Here is a 21,451-nt window from a genome sequence, read left to right as displayed (position 1 = left end):
ATCCTTCGGGGTCTCCGCCCGTTTCGCGTTCTCAGGGCCAGGGAAGGACCGTGAGCGTCGGCCACTGCTCGCGCCACCTGGCCGTTTTGGTCTCGTAGACGTGGCGGGGCGCCAGGACGGGGTTCGGCCGGACGACGAGGTTGAACACGTCGGACAGGCCGTGCGGCGCGTAGACCCGCCAACGTCCGTCGAGGTCTGTCCGGACGCCGACGCAGCACGTGGTGGCGGCGAACGAGTCGATCGCCGACTCGGTGCAGTCGTGGGGCGGGCACGGGACGCCGAACTTCTCCTCGTACCAGAGGTGGACGCGGGCCTCGTTGCGGATCTCGACGGTCGCGGGCACGTCGGCGAACCGGGTCCGGCCCGCCTGGATGACGGCGTCCTCGGCTTCCCAGGACAGGTCCGAGGCGTCGAAGTAGAACAGGTCGTAGTCGAGGACGCCCTCGCCCGCGGGCCTGCCGGTCACGACGTTCCACACCGTCTGGAACACGCAGCCCGCCGTCAGGTACCAGCCCGGCAGGCGCAGTTCGGACGCTCCGGCGAGGACGTCGGTCAGCACGGTGTTGCGGCTCAGGACGTCGCGCAACGCCTCCACCTGTTCGTCGACGAACAATCGTCCAAGCTGCACGTCCGTTCTCATTTCTTCTCGATTCCCCGGCGCCTCACGGCATGCTTCCCGAAAATCTTCCCGGAAGTCGTCGCGGGCACCCCTGCCAACACTTTTCTCGCGGCAGACGGCGCCGTCCGCCGCGCCTTTGCAACAGGTCGTTTGCAGTCGAAGTCCAAAGACTCATTGCTAGGGTGCAGGTCAGAGGGCCCAGCGGAACTGATATATCGGTTGAGCGGGCGGTGGCGGGCGGTCGGCGTGCTGGGACGCGTGCCTGCGCGGGCTAGGTCTTCAGGCCCAGGAAGAGGACTATTTCCACATGGGGACGCATCACTACGAGGCCGATGTCATTTGGACCGGGAACACCGGGAACGGGACTTCCGGGTACAAGACCTACGAACGCGCGCACGAGGTTCGAATCGAGGGCAAGGAGACGATCCTCGGGTCGTCCGACCCGTCCTTCCGGGGTGACCCGAGCCGGTACAACCCCGAGGAGCTGCTCGTCGCGTCGCTGGCGCAGTGCCACATGCTCTGGTTCCTGCACCTCGCGTCGACCAACGGCGTCGTCGTCACCGGCTACCGCGACCACGCGACCGGCACGATGGCCGAGCACCCCGACGGGTCCGGGCGGATGACCGAGGTGGTGCTCAACCCCGTCGTGACCGTCGCCGATCCGGAAACTCGGGAGACGGCGCAGGCGTTGCACGAGAAGGCGCACTCGATGTGCTTCATCGCGGCGAGCGTCAACTTCCCCGTGCGGCACGAACCGACCGTCACGTGACGAGCCCGGCGAGTGTCCGATGAGGACCTAGCCGTTGCCGAGCTTCTTCTGGCGCGCCGTGTAGTCGCGCATGCGCTTCGGGTAACCCACGATGCCCGCGTCGTAGATCGGCATGCCGAGTTTGCGCGCGAACGACCTCGCGGCGTCCGGTGACGCGACCCGGCGGCGGGTCCACTCGCCGTCGTGAGCGACCAGGACCACAGTGGTTTCGGTCACCGTCGTCTTCGGCTCCACATAGGCCTCGACGCCGTGACGGCTCTTCACCCACTGTTCGAGGTGGCTCGTGTCCTGGTTCGAGGCGGTACGCAGCACACCTGGGCGCGGCTTCCTGCGGAAACGGTCGAACAGCCCCATCGAGCACCTCCTGTGCTTCCCTCCACCATGGTGCCAGGTAAGGGTGTTATGAGTAGGTGAATGATCAGTTCCGGGTGTGTGGTGTCCTATGCCGGATCACCGCGCTTCGGCAACTAGTGACAAGATGGCCGCGTACCTCGCGCGCACCCGCGCGTAGTAAGTAATCCCGAGGAGATCCGAAGTGACTTCGCCGGAACTGGAGTCGGCCACCAACGCCGATCTCGTCATCCTCGGCGGTGGTTCAGGTGGCTACGCCTGCGCGTTCCGCGCGGCCGAGCTCGGCCTGTCCGTCGTCCTGGTCGAGAAGGACAAGCTGGGCGGCACCTGCCTGCACCGCGGCTGCATCCCGACCAAGGCGCTGCTGCACGCGGCCGAGGTCGCGGACAACGCCCGCGAAGGCGACCAGTTCGGTGTGAAGAGCTCGCTCGAGGGCATCGACATCGCCGGCGTCAACTCGTACAAGGACGGCGTCGTCTCGCGGCTCTACAAGGGTCTGCAGGGTCTCGCGAAGGCCAACAAGGTCACGTTCGTCGAGGGTGCGGGCACGTTCGTCGGCCCGAACACCGTCGAGGTGAACGGCCAGCGCTACGTCGGCAAGAACGTGGTCCTCGCGACCGGTTCGTACGCCCGGAGCCTGCCCGGTCTGGAGATCGGCGGCCGGGTCATCACCAGCGACCAGGCGCTCAACCTGGACTTCATCCCCGAGAAGGTCGTCGTCCTCGGTGGCGGCGTCATCGGCGTGGAGTTCGCCAGCGTGTGGCGTTCGTTCGGCGCCGAGGTGACCATCGTCGAGGCGCTGCCCCGCCTGGTCCCGGCCGAGGACGAGTACGCGTCCAAGCAGCTGGAGCGCGCGTTCCGCAAGCGCGGCATCAAGTTCAAGACCGGCGTGAAGTTCACCGGCGCCACCCAGTCCGACTCGGGCGTCTCGGTCACGCTCGAGAACGGCGACGTCCTCGAGGCCGACCTGCTGCTCGTCGCGGTCGGCCGCGGCCCGAACAGCGCGGGTCACGGCTACGAGGAGGCCGGCGTCAAGATCGACCGCGGCTTCGTGATCACCGACGAGCGCCTGCGCACGAACCTGCCGAACGTCTACGCCGTCGGCGACATCGTCCCCGGTCTGCAGCTCGCGCACCGCGGCTTCCAGCAGGGCATCTTCGTGGCCGAGGAGATCGCGGGCCAGAACCCGAAGGTGATCGACGAGGCGGGCATCCCGCGCGTCACCTACTGCAAGCCCGAGGTCGCCTCCGTCGGTCTCACCGAGGCCGCCGCGAAGGAGAAGTACGGCTCCGCCGAGGTTTTCGTCTACGACCTCGCGGGTAACGGCAAGAGCCAGATCCTCAAGACCGCCGGTGGCGTGAAGCTCGTCAAGGCTCCCGACGGCCCGGTCGTCGGCATCACCATGGTCGGCGAGCGCGTCGGCGAGCTCATCGGTGAAGCACAGCTGATCTACAGCTGGGAGGCTTTCCCGGAGGACGTGGCTCCGCTGATCCACGCCCACCCGACCCAGACTGAAGCCCTTGGCGAGGCGTTCCTCGCCCTGGCCGGCAAGCCGCTGCACGTGCACGGCTGACCGTTCCCCACACAAAGTCAGCCACACGAGAGCACGAGGAGTCAGCGAACAATGGCCTTCTCCGTCCAGATGCCCGCACTCGGTGAGAGTGTCACCGAGGGCACGGTCACCCGGTGGTTGAAGCAGGAAGGCGACCGGGTGGAGGTGGACGAGCCGTTGCTCGAGGTGTCCACCGACAAGGTCGACACCGAGATCCCGTCCCCGGCGGCCGGCGTCCTGCAGAAGATCGTCGCGCAGGAGGACGACACCGTCGAGGTCGGCGGCGAGCTCGCGGTCATCGGTGACGGTGACGGCGGTTCCTCCGGCTCGGCACCGGCTCCCGCCCAGGAGTCCGCGCCGCAGCAGGAGGAGGCGCCGCAGCAGACGCAGCCGTCCGCCGAGCAGCCGGCCGAGGAAGCCCAGGAGGCTCCCGCGGCCCCCGCCCAGTCGGGCGGTTCGGCCGAGGGCACGGACGTCACGATGCCCGCGCTCGGTGAGTCCGTCACCGAGGGCACCGTGACCCGCTGGCTCAAGCAGGTCGGCGACAGCGTCGAGGTCGACGAGCCGCTGCTCGAGGTCTCGACCGACAAGGTCGACACCGAGATCCCGTCGCCGGTCGCGGGCACGCTGCTCGAGATCAGCGCCGGCGAGGACGAGACCGTCGAGGTCGGCGGCAAGCTCGCCGTCATCGGTTCGGGCAGCCCGGCCCAGGCGGCTCCGGCCCCCGAGGCCAAGCCCGAGCCGAAGCAGGAAGCCCCGGCTCCCGCGCCGAAGCAGGAAGAGGCCCCGAAGCAGCAGGCGCAGCAGGCCGCTCCGGCTCCTGCCCCGCAGGCCGCGCCCGCTCCCGCCGCCGCCCCCTCGGGCGACGACGCGAACGGCACGCCGTACGTCACCCCGCTCGTGCGCAAGCTCGCGTCGGAGAACGGCATCGACCTGGGCTCGCTCAAGGGCACCGGCGTCGGTGGCCGCATCCGCAAGCAGGACGTGCTCGCCGCCGTCGAGGCCAAGAAGGCCCCGGCTCCGGCACCGGCCGCCGCTGCTCCTGCCGCCCCCGCCGCTCGCACCGCGGCACCCGCCTCGGTCGACAACTCGGGCAAGCGCGGCACCGTGCAGAAGCTCCCGCGTCTGCGTCAGATCGTCGCGCAGCGCACGCGTGAGTCGCTGCAGGGCTCGGCCCAGCTCACCCAGGTGTTCGAGGTCGACGTGACCAAGATCGCCCGGCTGCGCAACCAGGCCAAGAAGGCGTTCGAGGCTCGTGAGGGCGCCAAGCTCACGTTCCTGCCGTTCTTCGCCAAGGCCGCCATCGAGGCCCTCAAGGCCCACCCGGTGCTCAACGCGTCGATCGACGAGGAGCGCAAGGAGGTCACGTACCACGGTGCCGAGCACCTCGGTCTGGCGATCGACACGGAGCGCGGCCTGCTCAACGCCGTGATCCACAACGCCGGTGACCTGAACCTGTCGGGCATCGCCCACAAGATCGGTGACCTGGCGGCGCGCGCCCGTTCGAACAAGCTCACGCCGGACGAGCTCGCCGGTGGCACGTTCTCGCTGACCAACCTCGGCAGCAACGGCGCCCTCTTCGACACCCCGATCATCCAGCAGCCGCAGGTCGGCATCCTGGGCGTCGGCGTGGTCAAGAAGCGCGCGGTCGTCATGACCGACGAGGACGGCAACGACACCATCGCGATCCGCTCGATGATGTACCTCGCGCTCACCTACGACCACCGCCTGGTCGACGGTGCCGACGCGGGCCGCTTCCTCACGACGGTCAAGAACCGTCTCGAAGAGGGCGCGTTCGAGGCCGACCTCGGTCTCTGACGCCCTGAGCGGCACTGATATCCGATATATCGGATATCAGTGCAGAAGGACCTGCAGTGTGATCCGAAGGCCACCCCGGTTTGCCGGGGTGGCCTTCGGCACATCCTGGGTCCGATATGTGCTGTGTGGCTGTGCACGCAATGACACAGTGGGGAACGATCTACACATGCGAGTCGTCATCGCGGGATCGTCAGGACTGATCGGCACGAGCCTGGTGGCGTCCATGCGCGCCGCCGGCCACGAGGTGCTGCGCCTGGTGCGCCGCAAAGCGGCGGCGCCGGACGAACGCGGCTGGGACCCGTACGCCGGGCGCATCGACGACGGGACGTTCGACGGCGTCGACGCCGTCATCAACCTTTGCGGCGCGGGCATCGGCGACAAGCGGTGGGACGACGCGCGCAAGCAGGTCCTGCACGACAGCCGGGTGGTCCCGACCGAGGTGCTGTCGGCGGCGTGCGTCGAGCACGGTGTGCCGACGCTGGTGAACTCGTCGGGTGCCCACTTCTACGGCGACACCGGCTCGCGGCTCGCGGACGAGGACGCGCCGGGTGGCCACACCTACATGTCGCGGCTGACCCAGGACTGGGAGGCGGCGACGTCCGCGGCGCAGGAGGGCGGCGTGCGGGTCGTGCTCATGCGCACCGCTGTCGTCATCTCTCCGTCGGGCGGCGTGTTCGGCCGGTTGAAGCCGGTGTTCCAGTTCTTCCTGGGCGGCAAGCTCGGGTCGGGTGACCAGTTCTTCCCGTGGGTGTCGCTGGACGACATCGTGTCCGCGTACCGGTTCGTCGTCGAGCACGACGACATCCGCGGGCCGGTGAACGTCGTGGGCCCGACGCCGGTGACGAACACCGAGTTCACCAAGGCCGTCGGCACGGCACTGGGCAGGCCGACGCCGTGGACGGTGCCGGCGTTCGCGCTCAAGGCGTTGCTCGGTGGCGAGATGGCGCAGGAGCTGCTGCTCAGCGGCCCGGGGCTGACGCCGAAGGCGCTGGAGAAGCACGGGTTCCACTTCCTGCACCCCACCCTCCCCGCTGCGCTGAACGCGGCGGTCGCATGACGCGAGCGGTAGCGGCGTTGCTGGTCATCTCGTGGGTCCTGCTGGGGCTTCCCGAGATGACCGGGCTCGACGTGTGGGTGCACGACGAGCTGCCGCGACCGGAGTGGCTGCGGGCCACGGCGTTCGTGGTGAGCCTGGTGATGGGACCGACGATCGGCTGGGCGTTCGCGGCTGTGCTGTTCGTGCTCGCGTGGAAACGGCGTGAGCCGCGGTTGTGGAAGGCGCTGGCGCTGCACGGCCTGTGCTGCGCGACGTTGCTGACGAGGTTCCTGTTCGACCGCGTGCGGCCCATCGAGTACCACCTGCCGAGCTACCCGAGCGGGCACACCGTGGCCGTCGCCTCGGTCGGTTTCACCCTGGTCGTCCTGCTGAAACGGGGCGTGCTGTGGGCGGTGCTCGCGGTGCTCGTGGCGGGGTTCGCGAGGATCGTGCTGGAGATGCACTGGGTCACCGACGTCGCCGGTGCCGTGCTGGGTGTGACGGGTGTCGGACTCTTGGCGGCCATGGCTCTGGGGTTGGTAACGTCGGGTCGTGAACTCGTGCCGGACCTCGTCAGACCCCGTCGTCATCAATGAGCTGGGGCTCATCGACTACATGGCCGCGTGGGACCTCCAGAAGGAGATCGCGGAGGCGCGCGCCGCCAAAGATGGTGACGGCACCGGCCCCGACACCCTCCTGCTGCTCGAACACCCGCCCGTCTACACCTGCGGCCGCCGCACCCTCGACGAGGAGCGTCCGCGCGGGGGCAGCACCCCGGTCATCGACGTCGACCGCGGCGGCAAGATCACCTGGCACGGCCCGGGCCAGCTCGTCGGCTACCCGATCGTCAAGCTCGCCGACCCGATCGACGTCGTGGAGTACGTGCGGCGCGTCGAGCAGGGCCTGATCGACGTCTGCGACCAGCTGGGCGTGCACACCGGCCGGATCGAGGGCCGCAGCGGCGTGTGGCTGCCCGCCGACGACCGGGGCCCGGAGCGCAAGGTCGCCGCCATCGGCATCCGCGTGCAGCGCGGCGTCACCATGCACGGCTTCGAGATCAACTGCAACGCGAGCCTCGAAGCGTTCGGCGACATCATCCCGTGCGGCATCAAGGACGCGGGCGTCGCTTCTCTCTCGTACGAGCTGGGCCGCGACGTCACGGTCGCCGAGGTCCTGCCGCTCGCCCGTGACGCTGTGCTCGCGGCGCTCGACGGAACGCTCCCCCTGACGGACCGCACTTTGACCCGCACTGGACCCGTCGCGCCGGGTATCACCTTCGCTAGCATTCCGTAGCCCTGCGGCGGGAAGTCGCGGGATCGCGGAGGAGGGTGCGTCGTGAGGTTGTCCCGACGCCAGTTGTTCACGGCTGCCGGCATGACGGTTCTGGCCGGGGGGATCGGTTCGACCGGGCCGGCGGCGGTGGCCGCGCCCGTGCGGGTCTGGAGTGGTGAGGTCGAGCTCGGCGAGTGGGAGCGGTACTACCTCGGGCTCGACGGCGGCGCGCACCAGAAGGCGCTCGACGCGCTGGGCATCGCCCACCGCGACGGAGTCCGCGCCGACGAGCAGTACCTGATGGTGCCGGTCGAGTCCGTGCGCCGGGCCGCGCTGGAGTTCGGCGACCACGCTGCCGCCGACGTGCTGCGCGCCCGGTTCGACCTCGACTCGCCGTCGATGCTCGGGCGCGGGCTGAAGGTGGTGCTCGGCCAGGACGGGCTGGAGAAGCGCTACCTCGACGACTCCGGCCTGCAGCTGCGTTTCATCGGGAACCGGCGGCGCTTCGCGAACCACGTCCTGCCCGTGCCGGCCGCGGTTCGCAAAGCACTCGCCTGAGCGGCGTCACAGCTTCAGCGCCAAAACTGGGCCGTCACAGCTGGGGCGCGACGTCCTCGGCGATCTCGGTGATGTGGTCGAGGTCGGCCAGATCGAGAACCTGCAGGTACACGCGCTGTACACCGGTCGCATCCCGCCAGGACGCAATGCGGTCGACGACCTCGGCGGGCGTACCGGCCAGGCCGTTCTCCTTCAACTCGCCGACCTCGCGGCCGATGGCGGCGGCACGGCGGGCGACGTCGGCGTCGGTGCGGCCGACGCACGCGACGAGCGCGACCGACCGGATGAGCTCCAACGGGTCGCGGCCGATCTCCTCGCACGCGGCGTCGACGCGGGCGAACTGCTCGACCGCGGCGTCGACGCCGACGAACGGCAGGTTGAACTCGGTGGCGTAGGACGCGGCCAGCGCCGGGGTGCGCTTGGCCCCCATCCCGCCGATCAGCACCGGGACGCGCTCCTGCGCGGGCTTGGGCAGTGCGGGCGAGTCCGTCAGCGCGTAGTGCTTGCCCTCGAACGAGAAGGTGCCGCCGAGCGGGGTCTCCCACAGGCCGGTGATGATCGCGACCTGCTCCTCGTAGCGCTCGAAGCGCTCCCCCAGCGACGGGAACGGCAGCCCGTACGCGGTGTGCTCGGCCTCGTACCAGCCCGCGCCGATGCCGAACTCCACGCGGCCGCCGGACATCTGGTCGACCTGGGCGACGCTGATGGCCAGCGGTCCGGGGTGGCGGAACGTCGCCGCGGTCATCAGCGTGCCCAGGCGGATCGTCGACGTGTCGCGGGCGAGGCCGGCGAACGTGATCCACGGGTCGGTCGGGCCCGGCAGGCCGTCGACCGAGCCCATCCTGAGGTAGTGGTCGGAGCGGAAGAAGGCGCCGTACCCGGCGTCCTCGGCCGTCCTGGCCACGCGGAGCAGGTCGTCGTAGCTCGCCCCCTGCTGGGGCTCGGTGAAGATGCGAAGTTCCACGAACCGAATCTAGTGGTGTGGCTCAGAAGGTTGCCGGTGTGTTCGTGGTCAGACGGGTGTGTCGTGGTGCCTCCCCCACGCCCTCGTACTGGTTGTACGGGGGCGTGGGGGAGGTGCCGCGACGGATCCTGCTGAGCGCGGACACGCCGCCCACGTTCTGAGCCACACCACTAGTCCGCCGAAAAGCGCGGTGCCGGTACGGCCGCACCCTCAGAGGTGAACACTCCGCGCGCCACCAGGTGCGGGTACGACGCGGCCTCCTCCAGGGTCAGCACCGGGGTCACGCAGGCGTCAGAAGAGGCGAACACCTCCGACCACTCGTCCCGCGTGCGCGTCAGGAACGCCTCGGCGAACGTCTTGCGCAGCAACGGCCACGAGGCGCGGTCCAGCTGCGCGGGCAGGTCGTCGGCGGACAGCCCCAGACCGGCCAGCAGCAGGGCGTAGAACTGCGGCTCGAGCGACCCGACCGCGACGGACCGGCCGTCCGCGCACTCGTAGATCGAGTAGAACGGGCACCCGCCGTCGAGCAGGTTCGAGTCCGGCGCGTCCTCCCACACCGACTGCGCCTTCATCGACCAGATCATCTGCGCGAGCGAGGCCACCCCGTCGACGATCGCCGCGTCGACGACCTGCCCACGACCGGTGCGCTGCCGTTCCCACAACGCCGCCAGCACGCCCAGCACCAGGTAGAGCGAGCCACCGCCGAAGTCACCGACGAGGTTCAGCGGCGGTTTGCCGATCGCGTGCAGCACCCCGGTGACCGACAGGTAGTTGATGTCGTGCCCGGCGCGCTGGGCCAGCGGCCCGTCCTGGCCCCAGCCCGTCATCCGCGCGTAGATCAGCCCGGGGTTGACCGCCAGGCAGTCGGACGGCCCTAGCCCGAGCCGTTCCAGCACACCGGGACGGAAGCCCTCGATCACCACGTCGGCCGACGAGATCAGCGCCAGCACGGCGGACCGCCCGTCGGGGGACTTCAGGTCCGCCGACACCGAACGCCTGCCGCGCAACAGGAAGTCGCGGGAGGCGTCCGGCACCACGGACAGCCCGCCGGACGGACGTTCGACGCGCGTGACCTCCGCGCCGAGGTCCGCCAGCAGCATCGCGCCGTGCGGGCCGGGACCGATGCCGCCGAACTCGACGACCTTCAGCCCGTCCAGGGGACCCATCAGGCTTCGAACGACAGGCGCGGGTTGAAGATCGCGCCCGTGGACTCGGCCAGGCCGCGCATCGCCTTGGCGTGGTTGCCGAAGTCCGGGTGGGCCAGGGCCGCGCGCAGGGCGTCGGCGCTCTCCCACAGCGCGATGTTGATGTACGACGCCGGGTCGTCGAGCTGACGCGACAGCGTGTACCGGATCAGGCCCGGCTGCTCGCGCAGGAAGGCGGCCGTCTCGTCGAAGGCCTTCTCGAACTCCTCGGGGTCACCGGTGAGCGTGAAGCGGTTGACGAAGGTGATCATGAGAAAGCTCCCTAAAACGGTGTCAGGCTGGGGAAAACTCTGCCCACCGCGTCTTGAGACGTGCTCAAGGAACGCCCGCCAAGCTCTGCTTCATGCGCATCATCGATCTGTCTTCCCACATTGACGCAGCCGCGTACGAAGCGGACCCGGTGACGCACGAGGTGCTCACGGCCGCTCAGGGCGCGGAACACATGGCCGAGCAGCTCAAGGCGCGGCTCGGCATCGAGTTCGACGTGTCCGTGCTGCGGGACTCCGAGTTCCTCACGCTGGACCGCATCAGCCTGACCTCCCACACCGGGACGCACGTGGACGCGCCGAGCCACTACGGCTCGAAGACCACGTACGGCAACGGGATCCCGCGCCACATCGACGAGATGCCGCTGGAGTGGTTCCACAACCCCGGCGTGAAGCTCGACGTCCGCGGCCACGGCACCGGTGTCATCGGCGTCGAGGTGCTCGAGAAGGAGTTCGCCCGCATCGGCTACACGCCGAAGCCGATGGACATCGTCATCCTCGACACCGGCGCGGCCGAGCACGCGGGCACCCAGACCTACTTCACCGACTACACCGGCCTCGACGGCCCCGCCACGAACTTCCTGTTGGACCTCGGGGTCAAGGTGATCGCCACCGACGCGTTCAGCCTCGACGCGCCGTTCCCGGACATCGTCAAGCGCTACCTGCAGACGAAGGACGAGAGCGTGCTGTGGCCCGCGCACTTCGCCGGCCGCGACCGCGAGTACTGCCAGATCGAACGCCTGGCGAACCTGGACGCGTTGCCGGACTTCGGGTTCACCGTCGTCGCGTTCCCCGTCAAGATCAAGGGCGCGGGCGCGGGCTGGACCCGCGCGGTCGCCCTGCTGGACGACTGAAACCGGACAACCGTTCCTCAAGTGAGAGCTGAATCACCGTACCTACCTTCGTAGGTATGGAAAACAGCGATTCATGGCCACCAGAGAACGAAGACCACATCGTCCGAGGCATCGACTAGAAGTCACTAAAGGGCCGCCCTCCAGGAGAGGGCGGCCCTCTTATATCGCGACTAGACCAAACGAGCGCGAGCGGCGTCCACGGTGTCCGAGGAGTCCAGCAACGGCAACACCTGCGACGCGCCGGACCGCACGGCCTTCGTGCGGCGCGCGAACGACGTCAGGGTCTGCCCGGGACCGGCTTCCACCAGCAGCACGTCGTACATCGCCACGAGCTCGGTGAGCGCCGGTCCGAAGTAGACGGCGTCGGTCAGCTGACGGGTCCAGAACCGCGCGGACAGCGCGTCCTCCTCGGTCATCAGCTTGCCCGTGTACCCGGAGTACAGCGGCATCTGCGGCGCACGAGGGGAAGCGCTCCACGACGCCAGCGCCTCGTCCACGGCGGGCTGCATGGCGGGACTGTGGAACGGCGTGGACGCCGGCACCGTCACGACGATGAACTCGTCGGCCTCCAGCCGCGCCCGCACCCGCGCCAGCGGCTCGTCCGACCCGGCCAGCATCGTCTGCCGAGCCGAGTTCACGGCGGCGATCGCGACGTCACCCTCCAGGTAGGGCAGCAGATCGGCCTCGGACGCCGCCGCGGCCAGCATGCCACCGGACGGGATCGGCACGGCCGAGAGCACCCGGTCGCGCACCAGGGAGACGGCTTCCTCCAACGAGAACACGCCGGCCAACGTGGCCGCGACGACCTCGCCCGCGGAGTGCCCGATCAACGCGACGGGCTTGACGCCCCACGACAGAACGGTGCGCCCCAGCGCGTAGTCGACCGCGAACAGCAACGGCTGCGCGCGCGACACGTGATCGATGTCAGCCCCGGAGAGCCAGTCCTCACAGGCGAGGGAGCCGACCTCGCCGAACAGCTCGAACACCTCGTCGATCACCGAGGTGAACACGGCATCCGTGCCGTACAGGGACGCCGCCATGCGCGGGTACTGCGATCCCTGGCCCGGAAACATCAGTGCTACGTCCACAACACGCCTCCAGAAACGGCTCGAGGCCGTGAAGGGGACACCTTCACGGCCTCGAGGCACATGACATCTACCTGTACTCGCGAACCACCATGGCGGAGTTGAAGCCGCCCTTGCCACGCCCGAGCACCAGTGCGGCCTTGATCTTGCCGTGCCGCGCCTCGTTCATCACGAGGTCGAGCTCGTACTCCGGCACGGGGTTCTCGACGTTGACGGTCGGCGGGATCGCGCTCCAGTAGATGGAGAGGATCGCCGACGCCACGTCCAGGGAGCCACCACCGGCGAACAGGCGGCCCGTCATGGTCTTCGGGGCCGTCACCGGCACACCGAACGGCCCGAAGATGCCCTTGATCGCCTCGGCCTCGGCCTTGTCGAGCTCGGGGATGCCCGCCGCGTCGGCGAACACCACGTCGATCTCCGAGGCGTCCATGCCGGCGTCGCGCAGCGCCAGCTCGGCCGCCCGCTTCAGGCCCGGCTCCCGCGACGGCATCCGCGAGTCGAACGTCGAGGCGTACCCGACGATCTCACCGTAGATGCGCGTTCCCGGACGCCCTGCCGCCGACTCCGGTGTCTCGACGACCATGATCGCGCCGCCCTCGCCCGCGACGTACCCGGAGGCGTCGCGGTCGAACGGCAGGTAGGCGCGCTTCGGGTTATTGTTGCGCGACAGGCAACCCGAGGCCTGGTGGGCGACCCACGCCCACGGGCACAGCGAGGAGTCCATGCCGCCGGTGAGGGCGAGCTGGACACCCTTGCGCAGCTGGCGCCGGGCGTGACCGATGGAGTCGATGCCACCGGCCTGCTCGGACACCACCACCGCGCCGGGACCACGCGTGCCGTGCCGGATGGAGATCTGGCCCGTGTTGACCGCGTAGAACCACGCGAACGACTGGTACGCCGAGACGTACTCCGGACCCTGGTGCCACAGCTTCTGCAGTTCGCGCTGCCCGAACTCGTACCCGCCGGCGGTCGCCGCGGTGATCACCGCGATGTCCGTGTCGGGGATGTCGTTCGGCTGCACACCCGCACCACGCAACGCCCAGTCCGTGCCGACCAGTGTCAGCCGCGTCATGTGGTCCGTCTGCGGCAGCAGGCGACCCTGCAGGTGCCGCCCTGCCTCGAAGCCAGGCACCTCACCGGCGATCTTCGCCCAGTAGTTCGCGCTGTCGAACCGGGTGATCGGCTTGATCGCCGCCTCACCGTGCAGGGTCGCCCGCCAGTACGCGGTCGGCCCCAATCCGTTCGGCGACGCAATGCCGATTCCCGTCACCACCGCCCGAGTCACCGGCCTGCCCCTTCCACCTTCTTGAGCACCATGGCGCTCTGGAATCCACCGAAACCACTGCCCACGGTCAGGAGGGTGTCGACCTTCTTCTCCCGCGCCACCAGTGGCGTGTAGTCGAGGTCGCACTCGGGGTCCTGCTCGTGGAGGTTCGCCGTCGGCGGGATGAGGTCCTGCTCGAACGCCAGCAGCGAGCCGACGATCTCCAGGGAACCGATCGCACCCAGCGAGTGCCCGATCATGGATTTGAACCCGGATACAGGCGTCTTGTACGCGTGCGCACCCAACGAGCGCTTGAAAGCCGCCGTCTCGTGCAGGTCGTTCTGCTTGGTGCCCGACCCGTGCGCGTTGATGTAGCCGACGTCCGTGGCATCCGCACGCGCCTGCTTCAGCGCGATGTTGATGGCGTCGGACATCTCGATGCCCTCGGGGTGCAGGCCCGTCATGTGGTAGGCGTTGCACCGCGAGGCGAAGCCGGCGACCTCACCGTAGATGTGGGCACCGCGAGCACGGGCGTGCTCCAGCTCCTCCAGCACGATGATCGCGCAACCCTCGCCCAGCACCAGGCCGTCGCGGGTCTTGTCGAACGGCCGGCACGCCGTTGTCGGGTCGTCGTTGCGGGTGCTCGACGCACGGATCACGTCGAAGCAGACCACGGTGATCGGGGAGAGCGGGGCCTCGGTGCCGCCTGTCACGACGACGTCCGCGGAGCCTTCCATGATCAGCTCGGCCGCGTAACCGACCGAGTCGAGGCCGGAAGTGCAGCCCGTGGAGACCACGGAGACCGGTCCCTCGGCGCCCACGGTCCACGCCAGCTCCGTCGCCATCGAGGACGGCGTGAAGTAGTCGTAGAGGTGCGGGACGGCGTAGGACTGGTCGACCTCCCAGTACTTGCCCCGGTCGGAGCCGACGATGAACTCGCGCTCCAGCGAGGTCGTGCAGCCGACGGCGGTGCCGAGCGAGACACCGATGCGGCCGGGGTCGAGCTGGTCGAACTCGATGCCGGAGTCGGACATCGCCTCACGACCCGCGACGACCGCGAACTGCGCGGCCCGGTCGAGACGGCGGATCTCCTGCGGCGTCAAGCCTTCGCGCACTGGATCGAAATCTGCTTCCCCCGCCATGCGGGAGCGGTACGGAGACGCGTCGAAGTGCGTGATGTTGCGAGTCGCCGTACGCCCTTCGGACAGCAGTTTCCAATACGCCTTCGTTCCGATGCCACCAGGTGCGACCACGCCCACCCCGGTGATGACGGCGCGACGACTCATCGGACACCTCCAATCGCCTTCTGTGCGGACACGGTCTGCTCCAATCTCGGACAGGGCACGGGAGCGATACCTGTCTCTGCCGAATGAACCGATGGTGAAACGGCCCGATCGAGGCCACCTCGAACGACGGCGTAGGACCCCTGTACGAGGCCGGCCCCCGCATCCGCGGCGAACAGTTGCTTCGCCGACGAACCGCCTTCGTCGTCACACCCAAAACCAAGGGGCACACCGGTTTCCGCGACCGCCGAGATGATCTCGCCGATCTGGTCCGGCCACAGCTTGCCCGCTGTGTCGTGCAGCAACACGGTTTCCGCCCCAGCCTCCGCGGCTGTCAGAACGACCTCCAAAGCGTGTTCGGGGTCGATCAGCCAGCCGTCGAAGAAGTCCCGCGCCTCGACGATCACTCGTCGTTCGGCGCGCACGAGTTGACGCACGGCGTCTCTGACCTTCGAGATGCCGTGCCCTTGGACGACGACCGCCACCGCGGAGGTTTCCGCGGCCAGCAGTGCGTCGACGTCCTCCGCACCACCTGATGCGATGAGAGTGGCGATCCGCAACCGGAGCTCGATCGCCGCCCGGTGGTAGAACGACCGGGCGGGTCTTCCTCCGTCGACGAACGTGACGCCGAGCGCGTCGAGGCGCCGCGCCGCGACCAGTCTGTCCGAAATGGACAGGCCGGTGCGACGCAGCGAGATGTCGTAGAGCTTCATCCAGAACCCCTCGCGCTTCGACGTTCAGAAGCCCGACAGCAGCACGCGTGAGGCCTCGATCTCGTAAGCGCAATGCCCTACCTCGGAAGGACAGCCCTTGCGCTGGTGCTCGACCGCGGCCTTCTCCAGGTACATGGAGACCACGTAAAGTCCGTTGCGGCTTGCAGCGCGTGCAGCGGCAGTGAGCAAGTCCGCGCCACCCAACCCCATCGCGTCACCTCATCCGTTCTCGGCGAATTCCTTCGCGTGCCGGAGCGTCGTGAGGCTGTTGGTGCCCAACGCGTGACGGATGAGCTCACGAGCGCGCTCGATCGTCCCGTCGGCTCCCAGCACCTCGGGGATGACCTCGGGCCGGATGACGACGGTGTGGTGCGACGTCGCCTCGATGCCGGCCTCGATGCCGTCGCCGATGTCCTTGAACGTCCACCTGCCGACGTGGGCCGCCATGATCGGGGGCGTGTGCGTCTGCTTGTAGACGATGCCGTCGTACGGGGTGCAGACCCTCACCGAGTGCGTGGTGTGGATCGACCCGTCCGGGCTGCGCGTGTCCATCTCCATGGACTGCACGCCGGTGACGGCCTCGGTGAGGTCCAGCCGTGCCACGTGCGGCAGGCGCTCCGGCCACAGGTCGGACCGGTACAGGAACTCGTAGACGTCCTTGCGGCTCGCGTGGATCGTGATGCTGTCGGAGAACGACAGCACCAGCTTGTCGTAGTCGTCGCCGTACTCGGCCGCCCGCTTGAGGGCGGCGAGCTCGGCGTCGCTGTTGTTGTTGACGGCGTTCAGGATGAGATCGACCGCCTCGGGCTGCGCCGCGGTGAAGTGGTGGAGCAGATCGACCCGGGTCGCCGAGTCGGCGATCGGGACGATCCGCCACTCCCCACCCATCGTCTTCACCGGAGCAGCCGAACGCTCCTGCTCGAACTTGATGTGCAGGTTCGCCGGGTCGAGCTCGCGCCGGGACGTCCACGTGCGCACGTCACCGTTGGCGAACGCGTGCAACCGCAACCGCTCCGTCGAGCCATCCCGTTCGAACACCTCGGCCTGGACCGTGGGTCCGAAGATGTACGGCCAGGTCGTCACGTCCGCGACCAGGTCGTACACCACCTTGGCGGGAGCCCCGATCATGACCGTGTGCGTGGTGGTGTGCGTCATGTCCGTCTCCGTATCCGAGTCGCCGGCGTCAGGCCGCGATCTGTCCGTTGACCTTGTCCAGCAGCTGACGCGGCGTCTCGATGTACGCCATCTCGTCGTCGGCGACGGAGACCCCGTACTTGCGCTTGATCAGTGCGACCGTCTCCAGCAGGGCGAGGGAATCGAAGCCCAGCTCGAGGAACGGGAGGTCGAGAATGTCCTGGCCCGGCTTGAACGAGTCGTCGTCGCCCGCGGCCTCGTTGAGGATCTCCTTGAGGCCCTCGATGGTCAGTGCGCTCACGGCTAGCTTCCTTTCCTCCAGCGGGCGATTTCCGCGCGCCCACGACTGAGGTTGTCACCGCGCGCCTGTAACTCGGTGGAGAGATTCTCGAAGAAACCGTTGCGCGACAAGCAAAAACGGCCCGCGCCACAGTGTGGCGCGGGCCGCTGGAGCTGTGATCTAGGCCAGGAGTCGTTGCAACTGACGGGTTTCGGCGCTGTCGAGGCGCGGGTCGGACGTCAGGATCGCGTGCTGCAGCCCCTGCAACCGGGACGACGGCTCGACGCCGAGCTCCTCGATCAGGGTGTTGCGCAGCGCCTTGAACGCGTCGAGCGCCTGCCACTGCCGGCCCGCGCGGAACAGCGAGATCATGTACTGCGCGCACAGGTTCTCGTTCATCGGGTTCTGCACGGTCAGCACGGAGAGCTCGGAGAGCAACGCCTTGTGCTTGCCCATCCGCAGCTCGGCGTCGATGCGGGCCTCGAGCACGCCCAGCCGGGCCTCCTCCAGGCGCACGATCTCGATGCCGAGCGGCATGCCGGGCCGCACGTCGACGACCGCGGCGCCGCGCCACATCTCCAGGGCCTGGCGCAGCAGCCGGGACGCGGACGCGAAGTCCTCGACCTCGTAGGCCTGCTGACCCGCGCGGGAGAGGCGGTCGAACTCGTGCACGTCGACGGCCTCCGGCGGCACGTCGAGCAGGTAGCCGCCGTACCTCGTGACCAGCACCTCCTTGGCCGCGCCCTCGCCGGACGTCGCCAGGGCGTCGCCGATGAGCTTGCGCAGCTGCAGGATGTAGGTCTGCAGGGTGGTGCGGGCGCTGCGCGGCGGACGGTCGCCCCACAGCTCCTCGATCAGGGTGGGGACGGACACGACCTGCCCGGAGTGCAGCGCGAGCAGCGCCAGGATCTGACGTGGCTTGGCCGCGGTGGGCGTCACCGAGCGACCGTTCACCTTGGCCTCGACGGGCCCCAGGACCTTGATCTGCATCGCGACCCCTCCTTCGGTTCCGAGCACACCGTTAGTCTGCTCGGCCCAACGAGGCGGCGTTAGTGCACAGGCCATCGATGTCAGGTGAGTTCTGCCCGTGGTGGGTATGAAAACTTCATATCGGGGCGCATTAGCCGGTAACTACCGATCCATTAGCGCTGGTCCGCATCATTACCCACAACAAATCACACGCAAACATCGGAGATGCACATGTACCCCACCGCCACCGTGGAGCACTTGTCTTCCGTCACCACCGCCGAGGGCGACTCCGACGACATGAAGATCTACCGGTTCGACCGTGAGGCCTCGGCGGACTTCACCGTCGACTTCGCGTGGACGTCGTGCCGGCCCGGCACGTTCTGCGCGACCGATGAGGCCCTCGCGGCATGAGACCCGAACTGGCCGAGCCGGACGAGCGGCGCATCGGGTTCCGGCGTCACCTCCGCCCGCAGATCGTGCGGGGCGAGGCCGTCTACCTGATCGGCGAGTCCGGGGTCACCGCGATCCAGGGCACGCACGTCGAGTCGCTGGCCCCTCTGCTCGACGGCACCCGCGACCTCGCGGCCGTGCTGCGCGACCTGCCCGCGGGCCTGACCGAGGACACGGTCAGCCGCATGCTCACCAGGCTGGCCGCCGCCGGTCTGATCGGGCGGCGTTGCGAGGAGGACGGTTCGGCCACGACCGAGGCCACCCTCGCCTACTGGGACGCGGCGGGCCTCGACCCCGCGGACGCGGTGGCGGCGACAACGACGTCGCTCGTCTCCGTCGTCACGATCGGGGACCTCGACCGCGACGCGCTCGTGGACGCCCTGCACCGCAACGAGCTCACGGTCACCTCGGGGAGTGGTGACCTGACGGTCGTGGCGTGTGCCGACTACCTGGCACCCGAACTGCGCCACATCGACGAGGCCCACCGTGCGGCCGGCAGGCCGTGGTTGCTGGTCAAGCCGGTGGGCGCGGAAGTGTCCGTCGGTCCCTTCTTCACCCCGGGCGACGGCCCGTGCTGGCGCTGCCTCGCGGCGAGGCTCTCCGCCAACCGCAAGGCCGAGGCGCACGTGCGGCGCCGGTGCGGGCAGGAGGGTCCCGCGCCGCGACCGCTCATCGGACTGCCGTCGCTCACGTCGATGGCGCTGGAGATCGCGTCCGTGGAGACCGCGAAGTGGCTCGCCGGCATCCGCCAGGACGCCCAGCGGTCGATCTGGAGCTACGACAGCCTGACCATGAAGGTCGCGCAGCACGAGGTGCGGGTCCGCCCGCAGTGCTCGGGCTGCGGCGACCCCGAAGTTGTCGCGCGCAGGACGTTCGAGCCGGTCGAACTCGTCAGTCGCGTGAAACACTCCTGCGACGGCGGCGGCCACCGGTCGTCGCCGCCGCAGGACGTGCTCGACGCCTACCGGCACCTGATCGGCCCCGTCACCGGGATCGTGAAGGAGATCCGCCGCAACACCGAGGGCCCCGAGTTCTTCAACTCCTTCCGCTCCGGCTCGAACATCGCCGCGGGTGAGGGCATCGAGGGGCTCCGTTCGGCACTCCGCGCGGACACCGGCGGCAAGGGCGTGACGGCCCTGGACGCCCAGGTCGGAGCCCTGTGCGAGGCCGTGGAACGACGCAGCGGCGCGTTCGTCGGCGACGAGGCGCGGGTGCGCGGCAGCTACCGGTCCCTCGCGGACCGGGCGGTCCACCCCGACACCGTGCAGCAGTACCACCCGCGCCAGTTCGCCGGCCGCGAGCTGTGGAACGCGGCGCACTCGAACTTCCAGCACGTCACCACGCCGTTCGACGACGACGAGGTGATGGACTGGACTCCCCTGTGGTCGCTCACCGAGCGGCGGCACAGGCTCCTGCCCACCGGCATGCTGTACTTCGGCGCCCCCTGCCCGCCGAGCGTGACAGCCAACTCCAACGGGTGCGCGGCCGGCAGCAGCCTGGAAGACGCCGTCCTGCAAGGACTTCTGGAACTCGTCGAACGCGACGCGGTCGCCATCTGGTGGTACAACCGCACTCCCATGCCGGGCATGGACCTGGACTCGTTCCACGACCCGTGGATCGCCCAGAACCGCGAGGTGCACGCGAGCCTCGGCCGTGAGGTGTGGCTGCTCGATGTGACGGCGGACCTCGGTGTGCCGGTGATGGTCGCGGTGTCGCGCCGCACCGGCGGGCCGCGTGAGGACGTCATGCTCGGCTGCGGTGCGCACCTCGACCCGCGGATCGCCGCGCGCCGGGCGCTCACCGAGCTCAACCAGTGCATGCCGATGGTGTGCGGGGGCTCCGACCTGAGCGGCCTCGACGTCGACGTCCGGAACTGGTTCGAGAACACCAGGATCGCCGACCACCCGTGGCTCGCCCCCGACCCGGCGCGACCCCCGCGGGACGTCCGGGACATCGGCTACACGCACCGGGCGGACCTGGCGGACGACGTCCGCGCCATCCAGGCCACGCTCGAGGCCAGGGGGATGGAGGTGCTCGTCCTCGACCAGACCAGGCCGGACATCGGCCTTCCGGTGGTCCGCGTGGTCGTGCCGGGACTGCGGCACTTCTGGTCGAGGTTCGCTCAAGGGCGCCTCTACGACGTGCCTGTACAACTGGGGAGGCTTCCCCGGCCACACGGCTACGACGAGCTCAACCCCATCCCGTTGTTCATGTGACTTCCAGAGCGGAGGCGCTGTGGTGCCCACCCAGTCGCACATCCCGGCCGGCCGGCCGCTGTGGTCGTTGCTGGAGGACACGTTCGTCGACGAGGGGGCCGAGCACCTCACCGTGTACGGGCGCTGGGGCGCGATCGAGATCGCGGACACCAGCCCCCTGGTGCGGGAGGCACTGCACCGCATGAGCCTCGGCCCGGTGGCGCTGGAGAACATCTCCGCGCTGCACGAGAACTTCGTGCGTTGGAAGACCGGCTCCGGACCGTGCCTCATCTGGCGCAAGCTCAAGAACACGCTCGACCAACTGGGTGGTTGCGTCGTGCCGTCGCTCGGCCTGAACGACGGCGCCGGACCGATCCTGTCGGTCGTGGCGGTGGCCCGTGACGCCGTGTTCGCGTTGCCGCACATCGAGGAGGACGAGGTCGTCACGATGCGGCCGCGCACCGAGATCGAGCGGCTCAACGGAGACCAGGCGCTGGCCTGCCCCGGCCTCTCCTACCAGGTGATCCTGCACAGCGCGCCGGCGACGGAGATTGCGAAGTCGTTGCTGCACACCGGTACCACGATCGCTCAGGTGGCGGATGCGTTGCAGGTCGAGAAGAACCTGGTCGGAGACGTGGTCGCCTATCTCGCCGGAGCTGGACTCGCCGTCGTCCAGAGGCGTTGAGCCGCCGCCATGTTGCTCCGATCGCGGATCGCAAAACGCGAGATTTCCCAGGAAGCGCCCGTATCATGGCCGCGTCCCGACCCTCGTGTGGGAGCCGCTGCTGTGACGCTACGACAGGAACACTCGTCC

23 protein-coding genes are annotated in these 21,451 nt (G+C 68.9%); 11 read left to right on the top strand and 12 right to left on the bottom strand.

Translation table 11 applies throughout. The annotated features are described in order from the left end of the window. Positions 1 to 31: 31 nt before the first annotated feature. The gene (locus tag ACWF7A_RS27965) at positions 32 to 628 is read right to left on the bottom strand and encodes a nucleotidyltransferase family protein (protein WP_452253453.1); all 597 of its coding nucleotides are present in this window, start codon (positions 626 to 628) and stop codon (positions 32 to 34) included. Between the two features lie 298 nt (positions 629 to 926). Here ACWF7A_RS27965 and ACWF7A_RS27960 point away from each other — a divergent pair, with 298 nt between their 5' ends. Continuing rightward, positions 927 to 1,388, top strand: a complete 462-nt coding sequence (locus ACWF7A_RS27960; protein ID WP_452253452.1) for an OsmC family protein — start codon at positions 927 to 929, stop codon at positions 1,386 to 1,388. 27 nt (positions 1,389 to 1,415) lie between these two features. Here ACWF7A_RS27960 and ACWF7A_RS27955 read toward each other — a convergent pair whose 3' ends face one another. Further along, the gene (locus tag ACWF7A_RS27955; RefSeq protein ID WP_189159198.1) at positions 1,416 to 1,742 is read right to left on the bottom strand and encodes an oxidoreductase; all 327 of its coding nucleotides are present in this window, start codon (positions 1,740 to 1,742) and stop codon (positions 1,416 to 1,418) included. A gap of 181 nt (positions 1,743 to 1,923) precedes the next feature. Here ACWF7A_RS27955 and lpdA point away from each other — a divergent pair, with 181 nt between their 5' ends. The 6 genes from lpdA (at position 1,924) to ACWF7A_RS27925 (ending at position 7,975) form a co-directional block, all read left to right on the top strand. Further along, entirely contained in the window at positions 1,924 to 3,312 is a 1,389-nt protein-coding gene (gene lpdA / locus ACWF7A_RS27950) for a dihydrolipoyl dehydrogenase (RefSeq protein WP_452253451.1), read from the top strand. Positions 3,313 to 3,363: 51 nt separating this feature from the next. Continuing rightward, positions 3,364 to 5,109 carry a 2-oxoglutarate dehydrogenase, E2 component, dihydrolipoamide succinyltransferase gene (gene sucB / locus ACWF7A_RS27945; RefSeq protein WP_452253450.1) on the top strand — a complete coding sequence of 582 codons (1,746 nt, stop codon included), beginning with the start codon at positions 3,364 to 3,366 and terminating at the stop codon, positions 5,107 to 5,109. Between the two features lie 166 nt (positions 5,110 to 5,275). After that, positions 5,276 to 6,166, top strand: coding sequence for a TIGR01777 family oxidoreductase (locus ACWF7A_RS27940; RefSeq protein WP_452253449.1), 891 nt, complete (start codon positions 5,276 to 5,278; stop codon positions 6,164 to 6,166). Further along, on the top strand, positions 6,163 to 6,741 hold the full coding sequence (locus tag ACWF7A_RS27935) for a phosphatase PAP2 family protein (protein WP_452253448.1): 579 nt from the start codon (positions 6,163 to 6,165) through the stop codon (positions 6,739 to 6,741). Before ACWF7A_RS27940 ends, ACWF7A_RS27935 begins: the two co-directional genes overlap by 4 nt. Further along, positions 6,698 to 7,438, top strand: coding sequence for a lipoyl(octanoyl) transferase LipB (lipB, locus tag ACWF7A_RS27930; RefSeq protein WP_452253447.1), 741 nt, complete (start codon positions 6,698 to 6,700; stop codon positions 7,436 to 7,438). Before ACWF7A_RS27935 ends, lipB begins: the two co-directional genes overlap by 44 nt. A 42-nt stretch (positions 7,439 to 7,480) precedes the next feature. Further along, positions 7,481 to 7,975: a hypothetical protein gene (locus ACWF7A_RS27925; RefSeq protein ID WP_452253446.1), complete on the top strand. Its 495-nt coding sequence runs from the start codon at positions 7,481 to 7,483 to the stop codon at positions 7,973 to 7,975. A gap of 34 nt (positions 7,976 to 8,009) precedes the next feature. On the opposite strand, the gene ACWF7A_RS27920 is transcribed toward ACWF7A_RS27925, so the two are convergent. From ACWF7A_RS27920 to ACWF7A_RS27910, 3 genes are all read right to left on the bottom strand, one after another. After that, a complete protein-coding gene (locus tag ACWF7A_RS27920; RefSeq protein WP_452253445.1) occupies positions 8,010 to 8,939 on the bottom strand; it encodes an LLM class F420-dependent oxidoreductase in 930 nt (309 codons plus the stop codon). A gap of 170 nt (positions 8,940 to 9,109) precedes the next feature. Continuing rightward, complete coding sequence (locus ACWF7A_RS27915) at positions 9,110 to 10,105, bottom strand: CaiB/BaiF CoA transferase family protein (RefSeq protein WP_452253444.1); 996 nt, start codon at positions 10,103 to 10,105, stop codon at positions 9,110 to 9,112. Next, on the bottom strand, positions 10,105 to 10,395 hold the full coding sequence (locus ACWF7A_RS27910) for an antibiotic biosynthesis monooxygenase family protein (protein WP_452253443.1): 291 nt from the start codon (positions 10,393 to 10,395) through the stop codon (positions 10,105 to 10,107). Before ACWF7A_RS27910 ends, ACWF7A_RS27915 begins: the two co-directional genes overlap by 1 nt. A gap of 92 nt (positions 10,396 to 10,487) precedes the next feature. Between ACWF7A_RS27910 and ACWF7A_RS27905 the strand changes: the two genes are divergently transcribed. Continuing rightward, on the top strand, positions 10,488 to 11,264 hold the full coding sequence (locus tag ACWF7A_RS27905; protein ID WP_394621840.1) for a cyclase family protein: 777 nt from the start codon (positions 10,488 to 10,490) through the stop codon (positions 11,262 to 11,264). Positions 11,265 to 11,434: 170 nt separating this feature from the next. On the opposite strand, the gene ACWF7A_RS27900 is transcribed toward ACWF7A_RS27905, so the two are convergent. The 7 genes from ACWF7A_RS27900 to ACWF7A_RS27870 all read right to left on the bottom strand — a co-directional run bounded on the left by ACWF7A_RS27900 (position 11,435) and on the right by ACWF7A_RS27870 (position 18,013). Beyond that, the gene (locus ACWF7A_RS27900) at positions 11,435 to 12,352 is read right to left on the bottom strand and encodes an acyltransferase domain-containing protein (RefSeq protein WP_452253442.1); all 918 of its coding nucleotides are present in this window, start codon (positions 12,350 to 12,352) and stop codon (positions 11,435 to 11,437) included. 67 nt (positions 12,353 to 12,419) lie between these two features. Further along, a complete protein-coding gene (locus tag ACWF7A_RS27895) occupies positions 12,420 to 13,634 on the bottom strand; it encodes a ketosynthase chain-length factor (protein ID WP_452253441.1) in 1,215 nt (404 codons plus the stop codon). Next, positions 13,631 to 14,899, bottom strand: coding sequence for a beta-ketoacyl-[acyl-carrier-protein] synthase family protein (locus ACWF7A_RS27890; protein WP_030474579.1), 1,269 nt, complete (start codon positions 14,897 to 14,899; stop codon positions 13,631 to 13,633). The genes ACWF7A_RS27895 and ACWF7A_RS27890 overlap by 4 nt, the downstream gene beginning before the upstream one ends. Then, on the bottom strand, positions 14,896 to 15,609 hold the full coding sequence (locus ACWF7A_RS27885) for a hypothetical protein (protein WP_452253440.1): 714 nt from the start codon (positions 15,607 to 15,609) through the stop codon (positions 14,896 to 14,898). Before ACWF7A_RS27885 ends, ACWF7A_RS27890 begins: the two co-directional genes overlap by 4 nt. Before the next feature lie 219 nt (positions 15,610 to 15,828). After that, positions 15,829 to 16,764, bottom strand: coding sequence for an aromatase/cyclase (locus ACWF7A_RS27880; RefSeq protein ID WP_382439690.1), 936 nt, complete (start codon positions 16,762 to 16,764; stop codon positions 15,829 to 15,831). 28 nt (positions 16,765 to 16,792) lie between these two features. Continuing rightward, a complete protein-coding gene (locus tag ACWF7A_RS27875; RefSeq protein WP_452253439.1) occupies positions 16,793 to 17,044 on the bottom strand; it encodes an acyl carrier protein in 252 nt (83 codons plus the stop codon). A gap of 159 nt (positions 17,045 to 17,203) precedes the next feature. Further along, positions 17,204 to 18,013 (bottom strand): AfsR/SARP family transcriptional regulator, encoded by an 810-nt coding sequence (locus tag ACWF7A_RS27870; RefSeq protein ID WP_452253438.1) that lies wholly within the window; start codon positions 18,011 to 18,013, stop codon positions 17,204 to 17,206. Positions 18,014 to 18,250: 237 nt separating this feature from the next. Between ACWF7A_RS27870 and ACWF7A_RS27865 the strand changes: the two genes are divergently transcribed. The 3 genes from ACWF7A_RS27865 to ACWF7A_RS27855 are packed head-to-tail and all read left to right on the top strand — an operon-like array spanning position 18,251 to position 21,322. Then, positions 18,251 to 18,403: a hypothetical protein gene (locus tag ACWF7A_RS27865; RefSeq protein WP_452253437.1), complete on the top strand. Its 153-nt coding sequence runs from the start codon at positions 18,251 to 18,253 to the stop codon at positions 18,401 to 18,403. Continuing rightward, entirely contained in the window at positions 18,400 to 20,658 is a 2,259-nt protein-coding gene (locus tag ACWF7A_RS27860; RefSeq protein WP_452253436.1) for a TOMM precursor leader peptide-binding protein, read from the top strand. The genes ACWF7A_RS27865 and ACWF7A_RS27860 overlap by 4 nt, the downstream gene beginning before the upstream one ends. A 22-nt stretch (positions 20,659 to 20,680) precedes the next feature. Then, on the top strand, positions 20,681 to 21,322 hold the full coding sequence (locus tag ACWF7A_RS27855; protein ID WP_452253435.1) for a hypothetical protein: 642 nt from the start codon (positions 20,681 to 20,683) through the stop codon (positions 21,320 to 21,322). The last annotated feature ends 129 nt before the right edge of the window (positions 21,323 to 21,451 follow it).

Source organism: Lentzea sp. NPDC055074 (assembly GCF_053608005.1).
The sequence above is the reverse complement of the archived record's forward strand: the minus strand, read 5'-3'. Positions and strand labels throughout refer to the sequence as shown.

Coding starts and splice junctions, on each gene's coding strand:
- ACWF7A_RS27960 (WP_452253452.1), top strand. CDS start 927: ATGGGGACGCATCACTACGAGGCCGATGTCATTTGGACCGGGAACACC.
- ACWF7A_RS27955 (WP_189159198.1), bottom strand. CDS start 1,742: ATGGGGCTGTTCGACCGTTTCCGCAGGAAGCCGCGCCCAGGTGTGCTG.
- sucB (WP_452253450.1), top strand. CDS start 3,364: ATGGCCTTCTCCGTCCAGATGCCCGCACTCGGTGAGAGTGTCACCGAG.
- ACWF7A_RS27940 (WP_452253449.1), top strand. CDS start 5,276: ATGCGAGTCGTCATCGCGGGATCGTCAGGACTGATCGGCACGAGCCTG.
- ACWF7A_RS27935 (WP_452253448.1), top strand. CDS start 6,163: ATGACGCGAGCGGTAGCGGCGTTGCTGGTCATCTCGTGGGTCCTGCTG.
- ACWF7A_RS27915 (WP_452253444.1), bottom strand. CDS start 10,105: ATGGGTCCCCTGGACGGGCTGAAGGTCGTCGAGTTCGGCGGCATCGGT.
- ACWF7A_RS27910 (WP_452253443.1), bottom strand. CDS start 10,395: ATGATCACCTTCGTCAACCGCTTCACGCTCACCGGTGACCCCGAGGAG.
- ACWF7A_RS27905 (WP_394621840.1), top strand. CDS start 10,488: ATGCGCATCATCGATCTGTCTTCCCACATTGACGCAGCCGCGTACGAA.
- ACWF7A_RS27890 (WP_030474579.1), bottom strand. CDS start 14,899: ATGAGTCGTCGCGCCGTCATCACCGGGGTGGGCGTGGTCGCACCTGGT.
- ACWF7A_RS27885 (WP_452253440.1), bottom strand. CDS start 15,609: ATGAAGCTCTACGACATCTCGCTGCGTCGCACCGGCCTGTCCATTTCG.
- ACWF7A_RS27880 (WP_382439690.1), bottom strand. CDS start 16,764: ATGACGCACACCACCACGCACACGGTCATGATCGGGGCTCCCGCCAAG.
- ACWF7A_RS27870 (WP_452253438.1), bottom strand. CDS start 18,013: ATGCAGATCAAGGTCCTGGGGCCCGTCGAGGCCAAGGTGAACGGTCGC.
- ACWF7A_RS27860 (WP_452253436.1), top strand. CDS start 18,400: ATGAGACCCGAACTGGCCGAGCCGGACGAGCGGCGCATCGGGTTCCGG.